21 protein-coding genes are annotated in these 17,957 nt (G+C 64.4%); 8 read left to right on the top strand and 13 right to left on the bottom strand.

Going from position 1 to position 17,957, the window contains the following annotated elements; translation table 11 throughout:
- Positions 1–61: 61 nt before the first annotated feature.
- The 3 genes from FVD38_RS25235 to FVD38_RS25225 form a co-directional block, all read right to left on the bottom strand.
- On the bottom strand, positions 62–655 hold the full coding sequence (locus FVD38_RS25235; RefSeq protein WP_147937315.1) for a flavin reductase family protein: 594 nt from the start codon (positions 653–655) through the stop codon (positions 62–64).
- Positions 656–719: 64 nt separating this feature from the next.
- Positions 720–1,028: a DUF1272 domain-containing protein gene (locus FVD38_RS25230; protein WP_147937314.1), complete on the bottom strand. Its 309-nt coding sequence runs from the start codon at positions 1,026–1,028 to the stop codon at positions 720–722.
- A 43-nt stretch (positions 1,029–1,071) separates the two neighbouring features.
- Positions 1,072–1,575, bottom strand: coding sequence for a YqaA family protein (locus FVD38_RS25225; protein ID WP_123068949.1), 504 nt, complete (start codon positions 1,573–1,575; stop codon positions 1,072–1,074).
- Between the two features lie 195 nt (positions 1,576–1,770).
- On the opposite strand from FVD38_RS25225, the gene ilvA reads away from it, so the two are divergent.
- The 5 genes from ilvA to rapZ all read left to right on the top strand — a co-directional run bounded on the left by ilvA (position 1,771) and on the right by rapZ (position 6,940).
- Positions 1,771–3,309 (top strand): threonine ammonia-lyase, biosynthetic, encoded by a 1,539-nt coding sequence (ilvA, locus tag FVD38_RS25220; protein WP_147937313.1) that lies wholly within the window; start codon positions 1,771–1,773, stop codon positions 3,307–3,309.
- A gap of 12 nt (positions 3,310–3,321) precedes the next feature.
- Complete coding sequence (queF, locus tag FVD38_RS25215; protein ID WP_123068951.1) at positions 3,322–4,149, top strand: NADPH-dependent 7-cyano-7-deazaguanine reductase QueF; 828 nt, start codon at positions 3,322–3,324, stop codon at positions 4,147–4,149.
- Between the two features lie 366 nt (positions 4,150–4,515).
- Positions 4,516–4,998, top strand: a complete 483-nt coding sequence (locus FVD38_RS25210; RefSeq protein ID WP_123068952.1) for a PTS sugar transporter subunit IIA — start codon at positions 4,516–4,518, stop codon at positions 4,996–4,998.
- A 68-nt stretch (positions 4,999–5,066) separates the two neighbouring features.
- Positions 5,067–6,002 carry an HPr(Ser) kinase/phosphatase gene (gene hprK / locus FVD38_RS25205; RefSeq protein ID WP_005663306.1) on the top strand — a complete coding sequence of 312 codons (936 nt, stop codon included), beginning with the start codon at positions 5,067–5,069 and terminating at the stop codon, positions 6,000–6,002.
- Positions 6,003–6,061: 59 nt separating this feature from the next.
- Complete coding sequence (rapZ, locus tag FVD38_RS25200; protein ID WP_123068953.1) at positions 6,062–6,940, top strand: RNase adapter RapZ; 879 nt, start codon at positions 6,062–6,064, stop codon at positions 6,938–6,940.
- Between the two features lie 15 nt (positions 6,941–6,955).
- Here the strand turns inward: rapZ and FVD38_RS26590 are convergent, their stop codons facing one another.
- Complete coding sequence (locus FVD38_RS26590) at positions 6,956–7,111, bottom strand: hypothetical protein (RefSeq protein WP_187271706.1); 156 nt, start codon at positions 7,109–7,111, stop codon at positions 6,956–6,958.
- Between the two features lie 137 nt (positions 7,112–7,248).
- Between FVD38_RS26590 and FVD38_RS25195 the strand changes: the two genes are divergently transcribed.
- Both FVD38_RS25195 and FVD38_RS25190 read left to right on the top strand, forming a co-directional pair.
- Positions 7,249–7,452 carry a type II toxin-antitoxin system VapB family antitoxin gene (locus FVD38_RS25195; RefSeq protein ID WP_147937312.1) on the top strand — a complete coding sequence of 68 codons (204 nt, stop codon included), beginning with the start codon at positions 7,249–7,251 and terminating at the stop codon, positions 7,450–7,452.
- Positions 7,449–7,832 carry a PIN domain-containing protein gene (locus FVD38_RS25190; RefSeq protein ID WP_147937311.1) on the top strand — a complete coding sequence of 128 codons (384 nt, stop codon included), beginning with the start codon at positions 7,449–7,451 and terminating at the stop codon, positions 7,830–7,832. The genes FVD38_RS25195 and FVD38_RS25190 overlap by 4 nt, the downstream gene beginning before the upstream one ends.
- Positions 7,833–7,859: 27 nt before the next feature.
- Here the strand turns inward: FVD38_RS25190 and FVD38_RS25185 are convergent, their stop codons facing one another.
- The 9 genes from FVD38_RS25185 to FVD38_RS25145 all read right to left on the bottom strand — a co-directional run bounded on the left by FVD38_RS25185 (position 7,860) and on the right by FVD38_RS25145 (position 15,698).
- Positions 7,860–8,930 (bottom strand): DUF5694 domain-containing protein, encoded by a 1,071-nt coding sequence (locus FVD38_RS25185; protein ID WP_147937310.1) that lies wholly within the window; start codon positions 8,928–8,930, stop codon positions 7,860–7,862.
- Positions 8,931–9,014: 84 nt separating this feature from the next.
- Positions 9,015–10,100: an enoyl-CoA hydratase/isomerase family protein gene (locus tag FVD38_RS25180; protein WP_147937309.1), complete on the bottom strand. Its 1,086-nt coding sequence runs from the start codon at positions 10,098–10,100 to the stop codon at positions 9,015–9,017.
- Between the two features lie 125 nt (positions 10,101–10,225).
- Positions 10,226–10,585, bottom strand: a complete 360-nt coding sequence (gene hpf, locus FVD38_RS25175) for a ribosome hibernation-promoting factor, HPF/YfiA family (RefSeq protein WP_147937308.1) — start codon at positions 10,583–10,585, stop codon at positions 10,226–10,228.
- A 75-nt stretch (positions 10,586–10,660) separates the two neighbouring features.
- Entirely contained in the window at positions 10,661–12,139 is a 1,479-nt protein-coding gene (locus FVD38_RS25170; protein WP_147937307.1) for an RNA polymerase factor sigma-54, read from the bottom strand.
- 11 nt (positions 12,140–12,150) lie between these two features.
- Complete coding sequence (lptB, locus tag FVD38_RS25165; protein WP_123068959.1) at positions 12,151–12,903, bottom strand: LPS export ABC transporter ATP-binding protein; 753 nt, start codon at positions 12,901–12,903, stop codon at positions 12,151–12,153.
- An 11-nt stretch (positions 12,904–12,914) separates the two neighbouring features.
- Entirely contained in the window at positions 12,915–13,463 is a 549-nt protein-coding gene (gene lptA, locus FVD38_RS25160) for a lipopolysaccharide transport periplasmic protein LptA (protein ID WP_147937306.1), read from the bottom strand.
- Between the two features lie 41 nt (positions 13,464–13,504).
- Positions 13,505–14,113: an LPS export ABC transporter periplasmic protein LptC gene (lptC, locus tag FVD38_RS25155; protein WP_147937305.1), complete on the bottom strand. Its 609-nt coding sequence runs from the start codon at positions 14,111–14,113 to the stop codon at positions 13,505–13,507.
- Between the two features lie 11 nt (positions 14,114–14,124).
- Entirely contained in the window at positions 14,125–14,676 is a 552-nt protein-coding gene (locus tag FVD38_RS25150) for a KdsC family phosphatase (protein WP_229493990.1), read from the bottom strand.
- A complete protein-coding gene (locus FVD38_RS25145; protein ID WP_370660657.1) occupies positions 14,676–15,698 on the bottom strand; it encodes a KpsF/GutQ family sugar-phosphate isomerase in 1,023 nt (340 codons plus the stop codon). The genes FVD38_RS25150 and FVD38_RS25145 overlap by 1 nt, the downstream gene beginning before the upstream one ends.
- A 132-nt stretch (positions 15,699–15,830) precedes the next feature.
- Between FVD38_RS25145 and FVD38_RS25140 the strand changes: the two genes are divergently transcribed.
- Positions 15,831–17,810, top strand: a complete 1,980-nt coding sequence (locus FVD38_RS25140) for a monovalent cation:proton antiporter family protein (RefSeq protein ID WP_147937303.1) — start codon at positions 15,831–15,833, stop codon at positions 17,808–17,810.
- Positions 17,811–17,957 lie beyond the last annotated feature (147 nt).

Here is a 17,957-nt window from a genome sequence, read left to right as displayed (position 1 = left end):
AATTTGCTTGCAAGCCTGTCAATGCATCATTCGTTATGCGGCATGACCCGATCGGCATATGTCATCCGGCGTTGTTGGATGGTTCCGGCAACTGCGCGCTTGCCTCGAAGGCTTCGCCGAGCTCGAAGAAATGCCCGCCCGCGACGTAGTGGATGCTCTTCGGTCCCCCGTCGGTCGTGACCCAATGGCCGTCGCGGAACACGGCCGGATCGGCCCAGGCGGCGACCACCTGGCCAAGGAACAGGTCATAGGTGTCCTGGATGTGCGGCTCGGGCAGCAGCCGGCATTCGAGCCAGGCCAGGCAGCCGTCCAGCAGCGGCGCGCCGGTTTGCTCGCCAGTCCAGTAGCCGGCGCCGAAGGCGGCGAACTTGTCGACCTCGCGGCCGCTGGTCGAGCCGACCTGCAAGGTCAGTTGCGCCAGCTCGCGCGACGGCACCATCAGGGCGAACTCGCCGGACGCCTCGACCATAGTGCGCGTGAGCGTACTCTTGTCGAGCACCACCGCTACCTTGGGCGGCGCGAAGTCGAGCGGCATCGACCAGGCGGCGGCCATCACGTTGACCGCGTCGCCATGGCGTGCAGAGACGAGCACCGTGGGCCCGTGGTTCATCAGGCGATAGGCTTTGTCCAGGGGGACGGGAAGGCGGTCGGTCATGCGCAAATCCTGGGGCAGCGTCGAAATGCCCATTATGAACCGCCTCCTGCGAACGTGCAGGATGCTAGCGATCCGACGGCGCGATGTCCTTGATCGCCCCGGCAAAACGCGCATGGGCGGCCGGATCCACGGGTCGCAGCTTCGGCTCGGTGCGCGCCGGATCGTTGCCCAGATAATTCCCGTTCTTCCAGTCGCGCGCGGGCCTGACCGGCCGCGGCACGAAGCCGCCGCCGCAATTCGGGCAGACGTTCAGCAAGACGCCGTCGACGCAGGCGGCGCAGAACGTGCACTCGTAGGAGCAGATGTGCGCCTCGGTCGAGGCGGGCGGCAGGGCCACATTGCAGTGTTCGCAGTTCGGTCGCAGTTCGAGCATCGGCTTCTTCCTGATGACCCGGCCGCTTTCGGAGAGGAAATACTCAGCCGGTGATGCGGGTCAGCATATCACCGAGATTGGTCCAGAAACTATCCGGGATATACAGCAGCGCCAGCGTCATGGTCAGATAACGCGCGAACTTGCCGATCGCCATATACAGCACGCTGGGCCAGAACGGCAGGTGCAGCCAGCCGGCCAGCGTGCACAGCGGGTCGCCGATGCCCGGCAGCCACGACAGCAGCATGGTCTTGGCGCCATACCGCTTGAGCCAGCCGAACCAGCGGCTCTGCCGTTCTTTCGCGAACGCGACCTTGGCGCGGTAGCCGAGGAAATAGTCAAAAGCGCCACCCAGGGTATTGCCGAGCGTGCCGACCAGGATTGCCGGCCAGAACATATCGGGATTGGCCTTGATCACGGCGAACACGGCCGGCTCGGAGCCGAGCGGCAGCAAGGTGGCGGAGACGAAACTGACGATGAAGATCGAGGTCAGCCCGACGGTCGGTGCAGCCAGGAAGTCAAGCAGCCATTGGACAGCGGATTCGATCATGCGGGCTTAGGCGATGGCCTAGTGGTGACAATAAGGCTCCATTATAATGATCCGGTACTTTCGTCACGACACGATACGACGAGCCTGCCACCCAGCCCGTCATATCGACCTTTGCGCCACGGTCACCCACCCTAGCGGAACAGTTCGCGTCGTCCGTCCCGCCGGTCTTTCCGGCATGACTTTTGCAACCCGACCATGACTACCGACTACCTCAGAAAAATCCTGACCGCCCGCGTCTACGACGTCGCCGAACAGACGCCGCTCGACCTCGCCCCGACTCTGTCCCAACGGATGGGCAACCGCATCTATTTCAAGCGCGAGGACATGCAGAGCGTGTTCAGCTTCAAGCTGCGCGGCGCCTACAACAAGATGGCGAACCTCACGCCCGAGCAGCTCAAGCGCGGCGTGATCTGCGCCTCGGCCGGCAACCATGCCCAGGGCGTGGCGCTGTCGGCCTGCCGCCTGGGCTGCCGCGCGCTGATCGTGATGCCGACCACCACGCCGCAGCTCAAGATCGACGCGGTCAAGGCGCGCGGCGGCGCCAGCGTCGAAATCGTGCTGCATGGCGACTCCTACACCGACGCCTATAACCACGCGCTGCTGCTGGAAAAAGAGCAGCGCCTGACCTTCGTGCACCCCTTCGACGATCCGGACGTGATCGCCGGCCAGGGCACGATCGGCATGGAAATCCTGCGCCAGCTGTCGAGCCCGATCCACGCGATATTCGTCGCCATCGGCGGCGGCGGGCTGATCGCCGGCATCGGCGCCTATGTGAAACAGATCCGTCCCGACATCAAGATCATCGGCGTGCAGACCCTGGATTCGGACGCGATGGCGCGTAGCCTGAAGGCCGGCCATCGCGTGACCCTGACTGATGTCGGCCTGTTCTCGGACGGCACCGCGGTGCGCCTGGTGGGCGAGGAAACCTTCCGCGTCGCCCAGCAGGTGGTCGACGAGATCATCCTGGTCGACACCGACGCGATCTGCGCCGCGATCCAGGACGTGTTCCAGGATACGCGCAGCATCCTCGAGCCGGCCGGCGCGCTGGCGGTGGCCGGCGCCAAGGCCTATATCGAGCGCTCGCAGATGAACCGCGAGCCGATCAAAAACGAAACGCTGGTGGCGGTGGCCTGCGGCGCCAATATGAATTTCGACCGTCTGCGCTTCGTGGCCGAGCGCGCCGAGCTGGGCGAATCGCGCGAAGCGGTGTTTGCCGTGACCGTCCCCGAGCAGCGCGGCAGCTTCCGCCGTTTCTGCGCGCTGGTCGGTCCGCGCAACGTCACCGAATTCAATTACCGCATCAGCGATGAAAGCGAAGCCCACGTCTTCGTCGGCGTACAGGTGGGCAACCGCAGCGAATCGGGCCTGCTGGCGCGCACCTTCGAAGAACACGGCTACAAGACGCTCGATCTCACCTACGACGAGCTGGCCAAGCTGCACATCCGCCACTTGGTGGGCGGGAAAAGTTCACTTGCGCATGACGAATTGCTGTATCGTTTCGAGTTCCCCGAACGGCCGGGTGCGCTCATGCGCTTCCTGGACAGCATGGCGCCGAACTGGAATATCTCGCTGTTCCACTACCGCAACCAGGGCGGCGACGTGGGGCGCATCCTGGTCGGGCTGCAAGTGCCGCAGGCCGAGATGGATGAGTTCCGCCAGTTCCTGGCCTCGCTCGGTTACCGCTACTGGGACGAGAGCGGGAATCCCGTCTATAAATTGTTTTTGGGGGCATGACGCCCCAAGTCTATGAATACCCCTGATCAATCGCCACTTGGCAAATCTTCCGCCTACCAGAGCCAGTACGCCCCCGAGCTGCTGTTCCCGATCCCGCGCCAGCAAAAGCGCGAGGAATTGGGCCTCTCGGGCACGCTCCCCTTCTTCGGGGTCGACATCTGGAACGCCTATGAATTGTCGTGGCTGAATATGCGCGGCAAGCCGCAGGTCGCGATCGCGACCGTGACGGCGCCCGCCGATTCACCGAACATCATCGAGTCGAAGTCGTTCAAGCTGTACCTGAACTCGTTCAACCAGACCCGCCTCGCCGGTCCCGAGGCCTTGTTGGCCCTGCTGCGCGACGACCTGTCGAACGGCTTCGGCGCGCCGGTCCACGTCACCCTGACCAGCCCGGAACAATTCGGTGGCATCAAGATGGGCGAGCTGGAAGGTACGCTGCTGGATCGCCTCGACATCGAGATCGACGCTTACTCGCCGGCCCCGCAGCTGCTCAAGGCCAACCACGAGGACGCGCCGGTGGAAGAAACCCTGGTGTCGCACCTGCTCAAGTCCAATTGCCTGGTTACGGGCCAGCCGGACTGGGGCACGGTGCAGATCCGCTACGTCGGCCCGCAGATCGACCAGGAAGGTTTGCTGAAATACCTGATCGGCTTCCGCGAGCACAACGAGTTCCACGAGCAGTGTGTGGAGCGCATCTTCATGGACGTGCTGCGCCAGTGCCAGCCGAGCAAGCTGGCCGTGTATGCGCGCTACACGCGGCGCGGCGGCCTGGATATCAATCCATGGCGGGCCAACTTCAGCACCGGTAAACCGGGCAATCTGCGTGGCGCGCGCCAGTAAACATCCAATTTCTGTCAGGATATTACCCGCACGCCTGTGCGTTTTAGGCGACAGCCATGCACCGTGCATGGCTCCACCTTTTGCTATACGATACTGAACGACCTGCCTTGTTTTTAAGCAGGCCTTCGAGCAATCATCGGTAAACAGGAGGACCGGCATACGATTGCTGGCCTCAACAGCTGATTCGTTGAGGAAATTGCGTAACGATGTTGATGCAAGTCAACTAACTGCTTATCCCGTTTCGACGGGTATCGTGCGGCCGTTCGGCGAGAAGCCCCAACTGTCGCGAAATCGAGTGTCTCAGGCCCCAAACAGGCCTATAATCCCGTGCTCGCAAGCACTCCACGCGTGCATCGCACCCACGTTATGACGAATCTAAGCAAAATCCTCTCGCTCGAGAACGTGCAACTCGACATCGAAGTGTCGAGCAAGAAACGAGCCTTCGAGCAAGCCGGCCTGATCTTCGAGAACAACTGCGGCATCGCCCGCTCGATCGTGTCGGACAACCTGTTCGCGCGCGAACGCCTGGGCTCGACGGGCCTGGGCCACGGCGTCGCCGTCCCGCACGGCCGCATCAAGGGCAGCAAGAGCCTCAAGTCGCCGCTGGCTGCCTTCGTGCGCCTGAAGGAGCCGATTCCTTTCGAGTCGCCCGACGGCCAGCCGGTGAGCCTGCTGTTCTTCCTGCTGATCCCTGACCACGTCACCCAGCAGCATCTCGAGATCCTGTCCGAGATCGCCGAGCTGTTCTCCGACGAGTCGGTGCGCACCGCCCTGGCGACCGATCCGGATCCGAGATCGGTGCATGACCGCATTATCAACTGGCAACCCAGCCTCCAGGCTCTGGGTTAAACTGAGCGTCTAGTGAAACGCGCGGCAATCACGCCGCGCGCGCCTTTTTTGCGACGACGACAATGCCCATGCTGCAGTCCCCGCTGACCATCCAACGGCTGTACGACGACAACCGCGACAGCCTGCAACTGGGCTGGTTCGCGGGCTTTCCCGGCGGTGAACGCCAGATCGCCGGCGACGCCGCCTCGGCCGCCGACCAGGTCGGCCACCTGAACCTGATCCACCCGGGCCGGATCCAGGTCTTCGGCCACCAGGAACTCGACTATTACCACCGCCTCAAGGCCAATTCGCGCAGCCATGTGGTCGGCGAACTGATCGGCGGAGGCCCGCCCGCGCTGATCATCGCGCAAGGCCTGGAAACCCCGCCCGACATCCTGGCCATCTGCGACGAGCAGAACATCCCGCTGTTCTCGACACCGCTGCCGGCGGCGCAGGTGATCGATTTCCTGCGCGTGTATTTATCGAAGAAGCTGGCCCAGCGCGTGATCATGCACGGCGTGTTCATGGACGTGCTGGGCGTGGGCGTGCTGATCACGGGCGACTCGGGCCTGGGCAAGAGCGAACTGGGCCTGGAACTGATCTCGCGCTCGCACGGCCTGGTGGCCGACGACGCCGTGGAATTCTCGCGCATTGCGCCGAACATGATCGAGGGCCGCTGCCCGCCGCTGCTGCAGAATCTGCTTGAGGTGCGCGGCCTGGGCCTGCTGGACATCAAGGCGATCTTCGGCGAGACGGCGGTGCGGCGCAAGATGCGCCTCAAGCTGATCGTGCACCTGGTCAAGCGCGGCGCGCTGGACGAAGAGGTCGAGCGCCTGCCCTTCCACTTTCCGACCGAGGACGTGCTGGGCCTGCCGATCCGCAAGGTCGTCATTCCGGTGGCAGCCGGCCGCAATATCGCGGTGCTGCTCGAGGCCGCGGTGCGCAACACGATCCTGCAACTGCGCGGCATCGACACGCTGCAGGAATTCATGGAACGCCAGCGCCAGGCGATGAGCGCGGACTGAACCTTCACGCGATGGCCCGGTGGCGTGCCATCGGGTGAAGGTTGCGGTATCATCGCCGCATGCACATCGTCCTCATCACCGGCATCTCGGGCTCGGGCAAGTCCGTGGCCCTGAATGTCCTGGAAGACGCGGGTTACTACTGCGTCGACAACCTGCCGCCGGCCCTGCTGCCGGCCCTCGTCAATACGGTCAATGAAACCGGCACCGCCAAGATGGCGGTCGCGGTCGACGCGCGCAGCGCCGAGTCGCTGGTCGAACTGCCGGTGAGCGTGCGCCGCATGCGCGAAGACGGCCATGCGGTCAAGGTCATGTTCCTGACCTCGAGCACCCATTCGCTGGTCGCGCGTTTTTCCGAAACACGGCGCAGCCACCCGCTGTCGCACGAGCTGCGGCCGGGCGAGAACCCGGCCTCGCGCCGCACCCTGATCGAATGCATCGCCGAAGAACGCGAGCGCCTGTCGTCGATCGAGAACCTGGGCCATGTGATCGACACCTCGGAACTCTCGGCCAATAAGCTGCGCGCCTGGATCAAGGAGCTGGCCGAAGTCGACCATGCGCCGCTGACGCTGTTCTTCGAATCGTTCGCCTTCAAGGTCGGCGTGCCGCTCGACGCCGACTTCGTGTTCGACGTGCGCGCGATCCCGAACCCGTATTACGACCTGGCCCTGCGGCCACTCACCGGCAAGGACCAGCCGGTGATCGACTTCCTCGACGCCCAGCCGAGCGCGATCGAGATGCTGGCCGATATCCGCACCTTCGTGGCCAAGTGGCTGCCTTCGTTCAAGACCGATAACCGCAGCTACCTGACGGTGGCGGTGGGCTGCACCGGCGGCCAGCACCGCTCGGTGTACATGGCCGAGCACCTCGGCGCCTATTTTGGCGATACCGAACGGGTGATCGTGCGGCATCGGGAGCAGCCGAAGAATCCGGCGGCTTGATCTCGTCGTCGCTGTTCAGCTATTGAAGAAATAGTAGGCAGCGACGCCTACGCTCTCACCCATGTGGTATGGGACCAGGAATGCCAGCGATACGACGCTGATGGCCAGGGATGCTTTCACGAACGGCGGGAGCGCACGGTATTCAGCGATCAGGTTTTGCCAGGAAATCATGTGCAGCTGTCATCCTTGATAAAAATCTGACAGTAGCACACGGAGATGGCTTGCAGGCTCACGCATTCTCACCGCTGGCTTGCGGGGATTTCCCGATTCACGCAGAATGACTTTATTCCCCACGCAGGAAAAGTGCCATGCGAACGACAGTCACTATCGATGATGAGCTTTATGCGAAAGCGCTGGAGATGGCTGACCCAGAGATGGACAAGGCGGACTTGTTCAGGGAGGCGATCAAGACATTCGTGCGCGTGCAAGCAGCCAAACGCCTTGCTGCTCTTGGCGGTGCCACGCCTGACATGTCCGAAATACCTCGCAGGCGTCCTGAGCTGAACCGATGAATAGAGTCCTGATCGATACCTCCGTCTGGGTCGATCATTTCCTTCATCGTAATGCGCCATTGGTCGGCTTGCTCTCGCTCGACCTCGCACTTGCCCACCCGATGGTAGTGGCCGAATTAGCCTGCGGCACACCGCCAGCTCCGCGTGCACGAACCTTGGCAGATATCGCGGCGCTGCCGATGGCCAAGCAAGCCAGCCTCGACGAGATAAGAGAACTGATCGAGCGAGAACAGCTCTATGGGCTCGGCTGCGGCCTGGTCGACCTCGCCTTGCTCTCATCGACGTTGCTGACGCCCGGCTCGCGGCTATGGACGCGAGACAAGCGACTCGACAAACTGGCGGCGCGCTTTGCCGTGAGCTACGGCCCTGCATTGCATTGAATCGGGCCCGGTGCGACAGCGCGGCATTTACCGCAGCACCGCCGCCGTATCCACTACCCGCACATCATGCATCTGGTGCAAATACGCCTCCAGATAGCCCTTGTGCGAAGCCCCGACGATGACCAGCAGCCGCGTGCCCGGCATCACACCCACCACATCGCGGATATTGGCCGCCATGCGCAGGTTGCGCGTTTCCCAGTAGCCGACGTAGCCGCGGCCGAAGCGCTGCGGTGACGGTTCGTTCATCGCCGCGCCGAAGTCGATCTCGAAGGTCGCCGCGACGTGGGCCGGCGAATTGTAGACACGGTACATCGCCAGCAGCCCTTCCGGGGTATCCACACCCCGGTCGAGGATCTCGTCCTCTTTCTTGCGCTTCGCATTGGCCGGATTGTCCCAGGCCTTCATGATCGCCTCGCCGGCCGCCTTGCGGTCGGCGTAGGGACGGCCTGCCGTCTGGTCATCCATCGCATACACGCGTTTATGCCCCAGCCGGGCCGCCAGCTGCGCCGCGATCGCCACGCTTTCGTTGGGATGGATCGCGAGCTTTTGCAGCCGCGCGACCAGGGCGTCATCGAGCCCATCGCCGGCGCGGCGCTCGGCAGCCGGCAGACGGAGCCACTGGACCACGGCCGACGCCTCCTCGCCGCCCGCCATGAACACGGCCGCCAGATGCCGCCGCTGGGCCGCCGAGGGCGCTGCGGGCCAGGCAGCCAGCAGCTTTTCGGCCTCGGCGGTGGCCTGCGGCACATCGAGCCCGGTCGCCGCCCTGGCCGGCGCGGTGTCCCGGCAATAGGTGTCGACCGCCTCCTGGTAGCGCGCCGCATAACGGCGCATGAAATCGCACTGCGGCCCGGAGCGGTCCTCGACCGCGATCGCCTGCGGCTTCCAGGCCGCGAGCCGTTCGTTCAGTGGGGCCAGGCTCGATGCCTGGAAGGTCTTGGGCAAATGCGCCAGGTGGGGCGAGCCGAGCACCATGATTTCGTTGACCGGCCCTGTCGTGGGGCCCTTGAGCCGGCTCGGATCGAAGGCCGGCTGGTAGTCCTGCGCGGCGGCGCTGCCGCATAAAGTCATCGAGATCAGCAGGGCACGCAGGCGCATCGGTCTTCCTTTCAAATCATGAAGGCCCGATGTTCACACCCCGTCTCTACGATGTCACGCAAAAATGGATATGCACGCAGCCGATTATGCAAGATGCCTGAGCGGATGCGCGTGCTCCGGCCACACCGGTTCGAAGAAGCGCGCCACCATCCCGGGCGTGACCTGGTCGAGCGATGGCGGATTCCATTGCGGCGCATTGTCCTTGTCGATCACCAGTGCGCGTATGCCTTCCAGCACTTCGCCATGCTCGAAATTGTGGCGCACCAGCGAGCGTTCCATGCGCAGGCAGTCGGCCACGTCGAGCGCGGCGCCGCGCGCCAGCAGTTCGTGGGTCACGCACATCAACAGGGGCGAACGCTGGCGCATGGCGGCCAGCGCCTTGTGTGCGAACGGTGTTGCGTCGCCTTCGAGCGATCCCATGATCGCGGCGACCGACGCCGCGCCGAAATGCGCATCGATGCTCTTGCGCCGGACCTGCAATTCGCTTGCCCCCGCCATTGCAGCAAACGGCGCCGCGAAGGCGCGGATCGCCGCCGGCAGCCCGGCGCCTTGCGTCGACGCGATCAATGCCTTCAGGTCAGGCAACTCGGCGCTTGGCACGAACACGTCGGCCAGGCCGATATACAGCGCGTCGGCGGCGCCGATCGTCAGTCCGGTCAGGCCCAGGTAGTTGCCCAGCTGTCCCGGCGCATGCGACAGGAAGTGGCTGCCGCCGACGTCGGGGAACAGGCCGATGTTCACCTCGGGCATGGCCATCTTGGTACGCTCGGTCACGATGCGCAGCCCGCAATCCGGGCCGCCCTGGGCGATGCCCATGCCGCCGCCCATCACGACGCCATCCATGATGGCGATATAGGGCTTCGGATAGAAATGGATCAGGTGGTTCAGCGCGTATTCTTCGGTGAAGAAATCCTCGAGCAGCGCGCTGCCGCCCATCGGCGACGCATGGCCGACCTCATGGAAGAAGCGGATGTCGCCGCCCGCGCACAAGGCCTTCTCGCTGCTGCTGGTCAGTACGACCGCCTCGACCTGCCCGTCATGCTCCCAGGCGCGCAGCACGTCGGTCAGCGCGCGTACCATCTCGAGCGACAGCGAATTGAGCGCCTTTGGGCGGTCCAGGGTGATGATGCCGGTGCGGTTGGCGATGCGGGTCAGGACGTGGTCGGTCATGGCGTGATCCGTAATGGAAAGACATGCATTTTACCGAACACATAGATGCGCGTAGTACCGGGGAGGCTGGATGCAAAAAGGGCGTCCCCTCAGACGCCCTTAGCTAGTGTGAGCCCTGCGCCTGATCAGGCGACAGCAGCGTCTTCGCCGTCGATTTCCGGCATGCGTTTGATCGAGGTACGGCTATGGTCTTTCAGTTGCTGCTTGTGTTTGAGGATCTGTCGGTCCAGCTTATCCATCAGCGTATCGATCGCGGCGTACAGGTCTTGTGCGACGCTTGCCACGTGCAGGGTCTTGCCCGACACCTGGACGTTGATCTCTGCTTTCTGCCTTTTTTCTTTTTCAGTGAGGTTGTCGACGGCCAGGAAGACGTGGGTGTCGATCACCTGGTCGAAATGGCGAATGATGCGCTCGAGCTTATTCTGAACGTATTCACGGATGGCGGGGGTTACTTCGAGATGATGGCCACTGATTGTGAGGTTCATACACACTCCTTTGAAAATGTTGCACCGTGTGGACCACAGGAACGCGACAGGGCACGATGTCTGTGGACGGCGCAGTTACAAGGACTTGCGGAGGCTTACAGGGGGTATCTTGAGGGCTTCACGGTATTTTGCAACCGTGCGGCGCGCGATGACCATGCCTTGTTCCCCGAGCATCTCCGCGATCTTGCTATCGGATAAAGGGTTCCTAGGGTCTTCTGCTCCTGTCAATTGTGCGATGAGCGCACGGATTGCCGTCGAGGATGCTTCGCCTCCCGCCTCGGTGGCAACGTGGCTGCCGAAGAAATACTTCAACTCAAACATGCCGTGCGGGGTCAGCATGTATTTCTGCGTTGTGACACGAGAAATTGTGCTCTCGTGTAGGCCTAGTGTATCAGCTATCTCACGTAAAACAAGGGGCCGCATGGCAACCGCGCCATGGGAGAAAAAATTGCGCTGGCGCTCGACGATCGCCTCCGCCACACGCAGGATGGTGTCGAAACGCTGGCGCATATTCTTGATGAGCCACTTCGCTTCCTGCATCTGCGCGCCCATCTGCGCCTCGCTCTTGCCCTGCTTGAGCAGGCTGGCGTACAGGCTGTTCACGCGCAGGCGCGGCATCACGTCGGGGTTCAGGGTGACCGCCCAGCCGCTCTTGGAACGGCGCACGATCACGTCCGGCACCACATAGTCCGACACGTTCGAAGCGAACGCCGCGCCCGGATGCGGATTGCATTGGCGCACCACGGCCTGCACCTCGCGCAAGTCTTCGTCGTCGCAGTCGAGCGCTTTTTTCAGCTTGCTGTATTCGCGCTGGGCGAACCAGCTCAGGTAACCCTCGACGATCTTGAGGGCCATGCGGCGCGTGACCATCGGCACACCCGGCATGCGCCGGATCTGCAGCGCCAGGCACTCGGCCGCGCTGCGCGCGCCGACGCCCACCGGGTCCATGCTCTGCACCAGCGCCAGCGCGCAGCGCAGCTCGTCGATCTCGATATCGAGCTCTTCGGGCAACCGCGCGTGGATCTCGTCGAGCGCTTCCTCGAGGTAGCCGTTGTCGTCCAGCGCATCGATCACCAGCTCGGCCAGCGCACGGTCGCGCGCCGACAGGGTGGCTTCGCGCACCTGTTCCATCAGGTGTTCGCGCAGGGTGATGGCGCAGGCTTCCAGTTGCGGGCGGCCGTCCTCGTCCTCGCCGCCGCTGCCGGAAGACGGCGCACCGCCCTCGCTCCAGTCGGCGTCGCTGCGATCGTTGTCGGCGCCGCCCTCGAAACCTTCGCCCTCCTGCGCCGGCGCACCCTCGCCCTCGGCCTGCTGGCCGGGCGCCGGCGGCGCTTCGCCGCTGGCGGGTGCATTGTTGATGGCGCCGTCGGCCAGCAAACGCACCGACCGGTCGAGTGGATCGTCGAGCCGCTCGAGCAAGGGATTATCGCCCAGTATCTGCTCGATCTCCTGATGCAGCTCGAGCGTCGACAGTTGCAGCAACCGGATCGACTGCTGCAGTTGCGGCGTAAGCGCGAGGTGCTGCGAAGTGCGAAGTTGCAGGGACTGTTTCATCTAGGCGTCGCTCACATGCGGAAGTGTTCACCCAGGTACACGCGGCGCACCGACTCGTCCGCGATGATGTCGTCAGGGCGGCCGGAGGCAAGCACCGCGCCCTGGTTGATGATGTAGGCGCGGTCGCAGATGCCAAGCGTCTCGCGCACGTTGTGGTCGGTGATCAGGACACCGATCTGGCGCTCCTTCAGGAAGCGCACGATGCGCTGGATCTCGATCACGGCGATCGGGTCGACGCCGGCGAACGGTTCGTCGAGCAGCACGAAGCGCGGATTGGTCGCCAGCGCGCGCGCGATCTCCACGCGGCGGCGTTCGCCGCCCGACAGCGACAGCGCCGGATTCTCGCGCAGCTTCTCGATCTGCAGGTCGGCCAGCAGGGTGTCGAGGCGCTCGTTGATCTGGTCTTTCGACAGCGGCTTGCCGTTGTCCTTCTGCAGCTCGAGCACGGCGCGGATGTTCTCTTCGACCGTCAGCTTGCGAAATACCGAGGCCTCCTGCGGCAGGTAGGACAGGCCCAATACGGCGCGGCGGTGGATCGGCAGGCTGGTGATGTCGGTGCCGTTGATGTCGATCGAGCCGGCGTCCGACGGCACCAGGCCGACGATCATGTAGAACGAGGTCGTCTTGCCGGCGCCGTTCGGGCCCAGCAAGCCGACCACTTCACCGCATTCGACCTGCAGCGACACGTCGCGCACCACCAGACGCTTGCCATAGCTTTTCTGCAGGCCCTTGACGACCAGGGTGCTGCAATCGCCCAGCTCCATCGGGATTGCCGTCATTGCGCTCCTCCGGCGGGGGTGCGCTTGGGCGAGAGGATCAGGGTGCCGCGACCGCCGCCAACCTTGCTCTGGCCGCTGACGTCGTTGCGCACGGTGGCCACTTCCTTGCGGCTGTCATACGAGATGAAAGGGCCGGTGACCTGGTTGCTCAGTTGATCGTTTTCCAGTTCCTTGATCAGGGCATTCGAGTACAGGCGCACCAGCTCGGCGCGCTCGTCGTACTCGATGCGCTCGGCCTGGCCTTCGACCCACAGGTTGGGACCGCCGTCGCGCTTCTGGCGGAACGTGGTGAGCTTGCCGTTGTTGGCGGTGAGTGTCACCGTCATATAGCCTTCGGGCGTTTCCCTGACCACGGCGCGGTCGGCCTTGAGCAACAGCGTACCGCGGGTGAGGATCACGTTACCGGTAAGGGTGCGCACGCCGTTGACCCCATCGAGATCGGCGGAATCGTATTCGACCTGCGCGGGCTTGAGCGAGTCGGCACGTTCGGCGGCTGCCGTCAGCGACAGCAGGGAAAGGAGTGCGGCGGCAAATAATTTTTTCATGATAAGGAATGCTGGTCCTGGGTTATCACACGGTGCAGGGCTTACTGGCGCGGGCGTGGCGGATAGATGATCTGGCCGCGGCTGGACATGTGCACTTGCTGGGTGGCGTTGTTGGCGACCATGCCGGTGCCTTTCACGCTCGATGCCCCAAGCTGCAGGTCAACCGGGAGGTCGGTCTTGACGATCTCTTCGTCGGGGAGCACGGTCAGCGCCTGGCTACGCAAGTGCAAAGACTCGCTCTGCGCGGTCTTCGGGCGCTGCAGATCGACGTCGCCCATCAGTTCGACCCGGTGCTCTTCGTGGAACACCTGGGCGTTCTTGGCGACCACCGTCATTGGCGGGCGGCCCGGCTCGACGCCGCGCAGCAGCGGCTGGTCGACGTGCGAAACGTCGCCGCGCGGGATGTGGGCCAGGTGCTTGCCCGACAACACATAGCTCGGCTGGCCGTTCTCGGTCATGCGCACGAACGAGAAATTCTCGACGATGTAGTCCGGTTCGTCCGGCGGCCCGCCCAGCTGGGCGTCGATGTCGGACGCCTGCATCAGTTGCAGCAGCCAGAAGCTGCCGAAGGCGAAGAAGACGCCGATCACGATCATCGCCAGGAGATTCCAGCGATGCGCGGTACGCTTGTTTTGGACGATGGTGGCCATGGTGCGTGGCCTCAGGCGAAGTACGGCGCGAGCGCCTGGTCGTAGGTGCCCTGGGCGCGCATCACGAGATCGCACACCTCGCGCACAGCGCCGCGGCCCCCGCCATTTTTGGTGACGTAGTGCGCGCGGTGCTGCACCTCGGGATGGCCGGACGGCACCGCGACGGCGAAGCCGACGCGCGCGAACAGCGGCAGGTCGATCACGTCGTCGCCGATGTAGCCGCACTGCTCGGCCGTGAAGCCGGTGGCCTCGAGCAGCTTGGCGAAGCCGATACGCTTGTCGTGGATGCCCTGGTGGACGTGCGAGATGCCAAGATCGGCCGCGCGCTTGACGACGATCGGCGACAGGCGCGCGCTGATGATCGCGGTCTGCACGCCGGTCTTGTTCAACAGCTGGATGCCCAGGCCGTCGAGCACGTTGAAGGTCTTGGTGACTTCGCCGTCGGGACCATAGGTCAGGCTGCCGTCGGTCAGCACGCCGTCGACGTCGAAGATCATGACCTTGATGCGGGCGGCGCGTTCCATATGCGCCAGCGGGGTAATGGCGGGAATGAATTCACTCATCAGATCACCTTGGCGCGAGTCAGGTCGTGGATGTGCAGCGCGCCGACCAGGCGGTCGTCTTCATCGACCACCAGCATCTGGTTGATGCGGAATTCTTCCATCACGGCGACGGCGTCGACCGCGAGCTGCTCGGGGCGCACGCGGCGCGGGTTGGCGTGCATCACGTCGCGGATCTGGATGTCCGAGAAGTCGTGCATGCGCTCGATCACGCGGCGCAAGTCGCCGTCGGTGAACACGCCGACCGGACGGCCGTCGGCGTCGACGACAGCGGTCATGCCGAGGCCCTTGCGGGTGACCTCCAGCAGCGCTTCGACCAGCGAGGTTTCGGGGCGCACGCTCGGCACCGCGTCGCCGCTGCGCATCACGTCGCGCACATGGGTCAGGAGGCGCCGGCCCAGCGCGCCGCCCGGATGCGACAGCGCGAAGTCCTGTTCACGGAAGCCGCGCGCGTCGAGCAGCGCCACAGCCAGCGCATCGCCCATGGCGAGGGTCACGGTGGTGCTGGTGGTCGGCGCGAGGTTGAGCGGGCAGGCTTCCTTGTCCACCGCGATGTTCAGGTGCACGTCGGCCAGCTTGGCCAGGCGCGAGGCCGGCTTGCCGGTCATGGCGATCACGCGTGCGCCCAGGCGCTTCACGGCCGGCAGGATGTCCAGGATCTCGGACGATTCGCCCGAATTGGAAATCGCGATCACGACGTCATTCTTGGTGACCATGCCCAGGTCGCCGTGCGCGGCCTCGCCCGGGTGCATGAAGAAGGCCGGGGTGCCGGTGGACGCCAGGGTGGCGGCGATCTTGCGGCCGATGTGGCCCGACTTGCCCATCCCGGACACGACCACGCGGCCGTCGCAGGCCATGATCAGCTGCGCGGCGTTCACGAAACTGTCGTCGTCGCCCAGGCGCGCCTGCAGCGCGCGAATGGCGTCGGCTTCGATCGACAGCGTTTCGCGACCCAGGGCCAAGACGCGCCGGGCCAGGGTTTCGTCAAAACTTTTCGGCATTATTTTTTCATCGGTTACACTCATTTTGGAAGTATAAACGAATTGGGAAAGCAAAAAACTTGCCAGTCGTAACAAACGATAACATGCGCATGCCGCACCACACCTGGCTAGTGCCATAAGATCAACACTTTTGCTGTTTATCCCAGCTTCGCACCAATGCATTCCGGTCTTGAACTCACCCTCCTCCTGCTGGGCTGCGCCGTCCTGGGCGTGGTCGTTTTCCGTAGCCTGCAACTGCCGCCGATGCTCGGCTACCTCGCCGTCGGTGTCCTGATCGGCCCCCACGCCCTGGCCCTGGCCGAAGACAGCCCGACCACCCATGCGCTGGGCGAGTTCGGGGTCGTGTTCCTGATGTTCTCGATCGGCCTGGAGTTCTCGCTCGGGCAGCTGCGCTCGATGCGGCGCATCGTGTTCGGGCTCGGGCTGGCCCAGGTGGTGTCGACGATCGCGGCCGCCATGGGGATCGGGCTGCTGGCGGCCTGGTTCCTGCCCGGCATTCCGCTCGGCTGGCAGGCCGCCTTCGCGCTGGGCGGCGCGCTGGCGATGTCCTCGACCGCCATCGTCGTCAAGCTGCTCACCGAACGGCTGGAGCTCGAGAGCGAGCATGGGCGGCGCATCGTCGGCATCCTGCTGTTCCAGGACCTGGCGGTGGTACCGCTCTTGATCATGATCCCGGCGCTGGCGCGCGATCCGGAAGACATGGCGATCACGCTCGGGGTGGAGGCGCTCAAGGCGGCGCTGGTGCTTGCCCTGCTGCTGTTCTTCGGCCAGAAGCTGATGGGACGCTGGTTCACCATCGTCGCCAAACGCCGCTCGCAAGAGCTGTTCATGCTCAACCTGTTATTGGTGACCCTGGGCGCGGCCTGGATCACCGAGCAGGCCGGCCTGTCGCTGGCCCTGGGCGCCTTCGTGGCCGGCATGCTCATCTCCGAGACGCCTTACAAGCATCAGGTGGAAGAAGACATCAAGCCGTTCCGCGACGTGCTGCTCGGGCTGTTCTTCATCACGATCGGCATGCTGCTCGACCTGCGCATGGTGATCGAACACTGGTGGCTGGTGCTGCTGTTGCTCGCGCTGCCGGTGCTGCTCAAGTTCGGCCTGATTGCCCTGCTCGCGCGCGCCTTCGGAGCATCGCTTGGCACGGCGATGCGCACCGGCCTGGCGCTGGCCCAGGCGGGCGAATTCAGCTTCGTGCTGCTCAATCACGCCTCCGGCTCGAAGCTGGTCGACCCGTTCGTGATGCAGCTGGTATTGGCCTCGATGGTGCTGTCAATGCTGCTCGCCCCTTTCATCATCGCCAATATGGACCGGATCGCGATGAAGCTTGCGGCCAATGAGTGGATGACGCAGTCGCTGCAGCTGACCCAGCTCGCCACGCGCACCATGAAGACCCAGAATCACGTGGTCATCGCCGGCTTCGGGCGCAGCGGCCAGAGCCTGGCGACCCTGCTCAAGGAAGAGGCGCTGCCCTGGCATGCGCTGGACCTGGATCCGGAGCGGGTGCAAGAGGCGCGCGCAGCCGGCGCCACCGTCTCGTACGGCGACGCGGCGCGCCGCGAAAGCCTGATCGCGGCCGGCATCCACCGCGCCAGCGCGCTGGTGATCACCTTCGCCGACACGCGCCAGGCCCTGAAGGTGCTGCACCTGGTGCACGAGCTGGCCCCGAACCTGCCGGTGATCGTGCGGAGCCACGATGACGGCGACATGGACGTGCTGAAGGCGGCTGGCGCCACCGAGGTGGTGCCGGAGGCGCTGGAGAGCAGCCTGATGCTGGCCTCGCACGCGCTGGTGACCCTGGGCGTGCCGCTGCGGCGCGTGGTGCACCGGGTGCAGGCGGCGCGCGACGACCGCTATGCGACCCTGCGCGGCTACTTCCATGGCGCGAGCGACAGCGGCGCGACGCTTGAGCCGGGACATGTGCGCCTGCATTCGGTGCGGCTGCATGCGCAGGCCGGCTCGATCGGCCGCAGCCTGGCGGAACTGGGGCTGGACGGTATTGCGGCCGAGGTGACGGCGTTGCGGCGCGGCGGCGCGGATGTGGAGCCGGGGCCGGGCGTGGTGCTGGCCGCGGGCGACGTGGTGGTGGTGCGCGGGGATGGGGAAGCGGTCAGCCGGGCGGAGGACAGGTTGTTGTGATGCTGGCCACGCCCTCGTGTGGGCAAGTCACGCGGCTCCAGCACGTCGTTCCCGCGGAGTGATGTGACCCCTTGAAGTGAGACTCCACTTCAAGGTGTCTTATGAAGTACGACGAGCAGTTTAAATTTTCAGCCGTTGAGGCCTACT

Source organism: Massilia arenae (assembly GCF_008014745.1).
Classification (GTDB): domain Bacteria; phylum Pseudomonadota; class Gammaproteobacteria; order Burkholderiales; family Burkholderiaceae_D; genus Telluria; species Telluria arenae.
The sequence above is the reverse complement of the archived record's forward strand: the minus strand, read 5'-3'. Positions and strand labels throughout refer to the sequence as shown.

Coding starts and splice junctions, on each gene's coding strand:
- FVD38_RS25235 (WP_147937315.1), bottom strand. CDS start 655: ATGACCGACCGCCTTCCCGTCCCCCTGGACAAAGCCTATCGCCTGATG.
- FVD38_RS25230 (WP_147937314.1), bottom strand. CDS start 1,028: ATGCTCGAACTGCGACCGAACTGCGAACACTGCAATGTGGCCCTGCCG.
- FVD38_RS25225 (WP_123068949.1), bottom strand. CDS start 1,575: ATGATCGAATCCGCTGTCCAATGGCTGCTTGACTTCCTGGCTGCACCG.
- ilvA (WP_147937313.1), top strand. CDS start 1,771: ATGACTACCGACTACCTCAGAAAAATCCTGACCGCCCGCGTCTACGAC.
- queF (WP_123068951.1), top strand. CDS start 3,322: ATGAATACCCCTGATCAATCGCCACTTGGCAAATCTTCCGCCTACCAG.
- FVD38_RS25210 (WP_123068952.1), top strand. CDS start 4,516: ATGACGAATCTAAGCAAAATCCTCTCGCTCGAGAACGTGCAACTCGAC.
- hprK (WP_005663306.1), top strand. CDS start 5,067: ATGCTGCAGTCCCCGCTGACCATCCAACGGCTGTACGACGACAACCGC.
- rapZ (WP_123068953.1), top strand. CDS start 6,062: ATGCACATCGTCCTCATCACCGGCATCTCGGGCTCGGGCAAGTCCGTG.
- FVD38_RS26590 (WP_187271706.1), bottom strand. CDS start 7,111: ATGATTTCCTGGCAAAACCTGATCGCTGAATACCGTGCGCTCCCGCCG.
- FVD38_RS25195 (WP_147937312.1), top strand. CDS start 7,249: ATGCGAACGACAGTCACTATCGATGATGAGCTTTATGCGAAAGCGCTG.
- FVD38_RS25190 (WP_147937311.1), top strand. CDS start 7,449: ATGAATAGAGTCCTGATCGATACCTCCGTCTGGGTCGATCATTTCCTT.
- FVD38_RS25185 (WP_147937310.1), bottom strand. CDS start 8,930: ATGCGCCTGCGTGCCCTGCTGATCTCGATGACTTTATGCGGCAGCGCC.
- FVD38_RS25180 (WP_147937309.1), bottom strand. CDS start 10,100: ATGACCGACCACGTCCTGACCCGCATCGCCAACCGCACCGGCATCATC.
- hpf (WP_147937308.1), bottom strand. CDS start 10,585: ATGAACCTCACAATCAGTGGCCATCATCTCGAAGTAACCCCCGCCATC.
- FVD38_RS25170 (WP_147937307.1), bottom strand. CDS start 12,139: ATGAAACAGTCCCTGCAACTTCGCACTTCGCAGCACCTCGCGCTTACG.
- lptB (WP_123068959.1), bottom strand. CDS start 12,903: ATGGAGCTGGGCGATTGCAGCACCCTGGTCGTCAAGGGCCTGCAGAAA.
- lptA (WP_147937306.1), bottom strand. CDS start 13,463: ATGAAAAAATTATTTGCCGCCGCACTCCTTTCCCTGCTGTCGCTGACG.
- lptC (WP_147937305.1), bottom strand. CDS start 14,113: ATGGCCACCATCGTCCAAAACAAGCGTACCGCGCATCGCTGGAATCTC.
- FVD38_RS25150 (WP_229493990.1), bottom strand. CDS start 14,676: ATGAGTGAATTCATTCCCGCCATTACCCCGCTGGCGCATATGGAACGC.
- FVD38_RS25145 (WP_370660657.1), bottom strand. CDS start 15,698: ATGAGTGTAACCGATGAAAAAATAATGCCGAAAAGTTTTGACGAAACC.
- FVD38_RS25140 (WP_147937303.1), top strand. CDS start 15,831: ATGCATTCCGGTCTTGAACTCACCCTCCTCCTGCTGGGCTGCGCCGTC.